We start from the raw sequence: 5,484 nt of genomic DNA, 5'->3' as shown, positions 1-5,484 counted from the left end.
TTTTTTCTAAAAAACATCAAATACAATACACCCCTTTGGCATACCAAACTACAGAACAAAATCAGAAAGAATATATGAAAGTAAAAAATAGCTCAAGAAAAAATATTCCCTCCCCCGCACCAACCTACTTTGCCACACTTGAAAAATGCAGTATCATCGGCGATAAAGAGCTTAACTTCTAGGTTCGGAATGGAGCTAGGTGTTGCCTCTTTTCTATAGGCACGAAGAAAAGGGAATAGAAAACAAGATCTTATCCTCTATTCCCTTTTCTGCAAAGGGAGCTTGTCAATAGCCAGTTGTTCAACTTCAATGCACTCATTAAGGCAGTGGCGAAATAAATAAGCCAATCGGTCTATTAGTAGTAGTCAGCTAAACATATTACTATGCTTACACATCTACCCTATCAAGCAGGTAGTCTTCCTGCGACCTTCAGGGAGAGTTCATCTTGGAGTTGGCTTCCCGCTTAGATGCTTTCAGCGGTTATCACAACCATGCGTAGCTACTCTGCGATGCTCTTGGCAGAACAACAGATACACCAGTGGCATGTCCATCCCGGTCCTCTCGTACTAGGGACAGCTCTCCTCAACTCTCCTACGCCCACGGCAGATAGGGACCGAACTGTCTCACGACGTTCTGAACCCAGCTCGCGTACCGCTTTAAATGGCGAACAGCCATACCCTTGGGACCTGCTCCAGCCCCAGGATGCGATGAGCCGACATCGAGGTGCCAAACCTCCCCGTCGATGTGAGCTCTTGGGGGAGATCAGCCTGTTATCCCCGGGGTACCTTTTATCCTTTGAGCGATGACCCTTCCACACAGAATCACCGGATCACTATGACCGACTTTCGTCTCTGCTCGACTTGTTTGTCTTACAGTCAGGCTGGCTTATGCCATTACACTCTCCTTGCGATTTCCAACCGCAATGAGCCAACCTTTGCAAGCCTCCGTTACTTTTTAGGAGGCGACCGCCCCAGTCAAACTACCCACCAGGCATTGTCCTGCTTATGGATAACATAAGCCAGTTAGCAGACAGAAACATTAAGGGTGGTATCTCAACGATGGCTCCATCTCCACCAGAGTGAAGATTTCAAAGCCTCCCACCTATCCTGCGCATAATGCTCCCATCGGCAGTGCCAAGCTGTAGTAAAGGTCCACGGGGTCTTTCCGTCTTGCCGCGGGTAGGAGGAATTTTCACCTCCACTACAATTTCACTGAATCCCTGGTTGAGACAGCTCCCATCTCGTTACGCCATTCATGCAGGTCGGTATTTAACCGACAAGGAATTTCGCTACCTTAGGACCGTTATAGTTACGGCCGCCGTTTACTCGGGCTTCAATTCAAAGCTTCGCATTGCTGCTAACAAATCCTCTTAACCTTCGAGCACCGGGCAGGCGTCACACCTTATACTTCCTCTTACGAGTTTGCAAAGTGCTGTGTTTTTGGTAAACAGTCGGGAGGGACTCTTTGCTGAGACCTACTTGCGTAGGCACACCTTATCGCGAACTTACGGTGCTAGTTTGCAGAGTTCCTTAACCAGAGTTCTTTCACGCGCCTTAGAATACTCATCTCATCTACCTGTGTCGGTTTGCGGTACGGGCAACATTAGCTAAACTTAGAGGCTTTTCTTGGCACGACGGCATCAATGGCACTCATCTTAACCCGAAGGTCGCAACAAGCTCGTCAAGTTTCGAATACAGAGGCGGATTTACCAATCCTCCAATCTACACTCTTAAATTAGCTATTCCATCAGCTAACGCCATTTAGCCCTATGCGTCCCCCCATCGCACACTAATGTTGGTATGGGAATATTAACCCATTTGCCATCGACTACCCCTTTCGGACTTGTCTTAGGACCCGACTAACCCTACGATGACGAGCATCGCGTAGGAAACCTTAGACTTTCGGCGAAGTGGATTCTCACCACTTTTATCGCTACTCATTCCTGCATGCTCACTTCATATCGCTCCAGCACTCCTTACCGGTATACCTTCAACGCAGATATGAACGCTCTTCTACCACTGTGCATCAGCACAATCTACAACTTCGGTGCATATCTTAGCCCCGTTATATTTTCAGCGCAGAATCACTAGACCAGTGAGCTGTTACGCTATCTTTAAAGGATGGCTGCTTCTAAGCCAACCTCCTGGTTGTCTAAGTAACTCCACATCTTTTTCCACTTAGATATGACTTTGGGACCTTAGTTGGTAGTCTGGGTTGTTCCCCTTTTGACGATTGATTTTATCACCCACCGCCTGACTCCCAAGATACGGTAATAGGTATTCGCAGTTTGACAGGGGTTGGTACCGCGGTGAGCAGCCCTAGCCCAATCAGAGCTCTACCCCCTATTACTATCACTTGAGGCTATACCTAAATATATTTCGAAGAGAACCAGCTATCACTGAGTTTGTTTGGCCTTTCACCCCTATCCACAGCTCATCCCAACCCGTTTCAATGGGCACGAGTGCAGTCCTCCGGTGGGTGTTACCCCACTTTCAACTTGGCCATGGATAGATCACTCAGCTTCGGGTCTGCAGCATCTGACTTAATCGCCCTTTCAGACTCGCTTTCGCTACGGCTTCACATTTGCTTAACCTTGCCAGATACCACAACTCGCAGGATCATTATGCAAAAGGCAGTCCGTCACCCTGATAAATCATAGGGCTCCGAATGATTGTAGGCAGATGGTTTCAGGTTCTATTTCACTCCGCTCACTGCGGTTCTTTTCACCTTTCCCTCACGGTACTGGTTCGCTATCGGTGTAGTAGTAGTATTTAGGGTTGGAGAGTGGTCTCCCCTGCTTCAGCCCGGATTCCTCGTGTCCTGACCTACTCTGGATACTGCTACCTAAAAACAAGCTTCGCACACGGGGCTATCACCCTCTATGACAATCCTTTCCAGAATCTTATGCTCACTTGTTTTAGTGGATATTGCAGTCCTCAACCCCGAATGCAAGCATTCGGTTTGCCCTCTTCCCTGTTCGCTCGCCGCTACTTAGGGAATCTCGTTTGATTTCTTTTCCTCTAGCTACTGAGATGTTTCACTTCGCTAGGTTCGCCCCATTAAAGGTAATATGTATCTCTACATATTGGGTTGCCCCATTCGGAAATCTATGGATCAAAGCTCCTTGACAACTCCCCATAGCTTATCGCAGTCTAGTACGTCCTTCATCGCCTCTACTACCCAAGGCATCCACCATCTGCCCTTCAAAAGCTTATTTACTTAAATCCTAAAGATTAGTTATCTTTGGCTGCCACTGCCTTAATGAATGCACACTGTGCACCAATTAGGCAATAACTTGCGTGATTGTAGTTTTTTACAACTTTTTTGTAGGCTATTAACAATTGAATTTTAAATAACACTTAGAATCCAAGCGAATTCTAATCTAAAACCTAAACCTTTTAAAGATAACCTAGACCTTAGATTAAAATTCTCAGAAAACTTCTAAACTAAATAACCAAATCAAAAATTCTCTCAATTCTGGTGGAGAATAGCGGGATCGAACCGCTGACCTCCTGCGTGCAAAGCAGGCGCTCTCCCAGCTGAGCTAATTCCCCATAACTGGTGGGCTTAGGAGGACTTGAACCTCCGACCTCACCCTTATCAGGGGTGCGCTCTAACCACCTGAGCTATAAGCCCCTATGATCTCTGACAACTAAGCAAGAAGCTATTTCGGCTAGAATCAAAGCAAACGAATGCTTGATTCACAATCTCTAGAAAGGAGGTGATCCAACCGCAGGTTCACCTACGGTTACCTTGTTACGACTTCACCCCAGTCGCTGCATCCGCCGTGGACGGTAACCAGTTTAGTATTCCGGCTTAAGGCGAATACAACTCCCATGGTGTGACGGGCGGTGAGTACAAGACCCGGGAACGTATTCACCGTGACATGGCTGATTCACGATTACTAGCGATTCCAGCTTCATGTAGTCGAGTTGCAGACTACAATCCGAACTGAGAGATGTTTTTGAGATTTGCTCCACCTCGCGGTATTGCGTCTCTTTGTACACCCCATTGTAGCACGTGTGTAGCCCTAGGCGTAAGGGCCATGATGACTTGACGTCATCCTCACCTTCCTCCTCCTTACGAAGGCAGTCTCCTTAGAGTGCTCAGCCAAACTGCTAGCAACTAAGGACGAGGGTTGCGCTCGTTGCGGGACTTAACCCAACATCTCACGACACGAGCTGACGACAGCCGTGCAGCACCTGTTTTCAAGCTCCCTAAAAGGGCACTCCACTATCTCTAGTAGATTCTATCAATGTCAAGCCTAGGTAAGGTTCTTCGCGTATCTTCGAATTAAACCACATGCTCCACCGCTTGTGCGGGTCCCCGTCTATTCCTTTGAGTTTTAATCTTGCGACCGTACTCCCCAGGCGGAATGCTTAATGCGTTAGCTGCATTACTGCCCTGACAAGCAGGGCAACAACTAGCATTCATCGTTTAGGGCGTGGACTACCAGGGTATCTAATCCTGTTTGCTCCCCACGCTTTCGTGCATGAGCGTCAGTAATGTTCCAGTAGGTCGCCTTCGCAATGAGTATTCCTCTTGATCTCTACGGATTTTACCCCTACACCAAGAATTCCACCTACCTCTCCCATACTCTAGAGTAACAGTTTCAAATGCAGTTCTATGGTTAAGCCATAGGATTTCACATCTGACTTGCTACCCCGCCTGCGCACTCTTTACGCCCAGTGATTCCGAGTAACGCTTGCACCCTCCGTATTACCGCGGCTGCTGGCACGGAGTTAGCCGGTGCTTATTCGTTAGATACCGTCATAATCTTCTCTAACAAAAGGAGTTTACAATCCTAAAACCTTCATCCTCCACGCGGCGTTGCTGCTTCAGGGTTTCCCCCATTGAGCAATATTCCCTACTGCTGCCTCCCGTAGGAGTCTGGACCGTGTCTCAGTTCCAGTGTGTCCGTTCACCCTCTCAGGCCGGATACCCGTCATAGCCTTGGTGAGCCATTACCTCACCAACAAGCTGATAGGACATAGACCAATCCTTTAGCGAAAAACTTTCCCCCGTAGGGAGTATCCAGTATTAATCACCGTTTCCAGTGGCTATCCTAGACTAAAGGGCATGTTATCTATGCGTTACTCACCCGTGCGCCACTAATCCACTTCTAGCAAGCTAGAAGCTTCATCGTTCGACTTGCATGTATTAGGCACGCCGCCAGCGTTCACTCTGAGCCAGGATCAAACTCTCCATAAAAAGAGAGTTTAAACCACAAAAATGGCACAAACTCTCTATAAAAAGTTTCTCCTCCAGCTCACAAGCATAAAACTCTATTAGACAGAGTTGTATTGTAAGATTTATAAAGAGAAAAACTTAAATTAATCTTTTACATTCCAATATAAATGGAACTTTAATTGCTTATCTTATAAAGTAATTAAAGGTAATTGACCAAAATAGCCTTTACTCTTGCTTAGTTGTCAAAGATCATAAAAACCGAAAAATATCGTTTGGTTTTTGAATAAAGAACAA

At 46.8% G+C, this 5,484-nt stretch carries 2 tRNA genes and 3 rRNA genes; all 5 read right to left on the bottom strand.

The features are described 5' to 3' along the window. Window positions 1-111: 111 nt before the first annotated feature. Window positions 112-227: ribosomal RNA gene (gene rrf, locus CCZ01_RS09500) — 5S ribosomal RNA — on the bottom strand. A 107-nt stretch (window positions 228-334) separates the two neighbouring features. Further along, a 23S ribosomal RNA gene (locus CCZ01_RS09495) occupies window positions 335-3,217 on the bottom strand. A gap of 261 nt (window positions 3,218-3,478) precedes the next feature. Further along, a tRNA-Ala gene (locus CCZ01_RS09490) sits at window positions 3,479-3,554 on the bottom strand. Between the two features lie 5 nt (window positions 3,555-3,559). Further along, window positions 3,560-3,636, bottom strand: a tRNA-Ile gene (locus CCZ01_RS09485). Window positions 3,637-3,714: 78 nt separating this feature from the next. Next, window positions 3,715-5,211: ribosomal RNA gene (locus CCZ01_RS09480) — 16S ribosomal RNA — on the bottom strand. Together the 16S, 23S and 5S rRNA genes with 2 tRNA genes alongside form the textbook arrangement of a ribosomal RNA operon. Window positions 5,212-5,484: the final 273 nt, after the last annotated feature.

Source organism: Helicobacter monodelphidis (assembly GCF_003288845.1).
GTDB lineage: Bacteria > Campylobacterota > Campylobacteria > Campylobacterales > Helicobacteraceae > NHYN01.
Note: the sequence above shows the minus strand (reverse complement) of the source record. Positions and strands in the feature narration are given on the sequence as shown.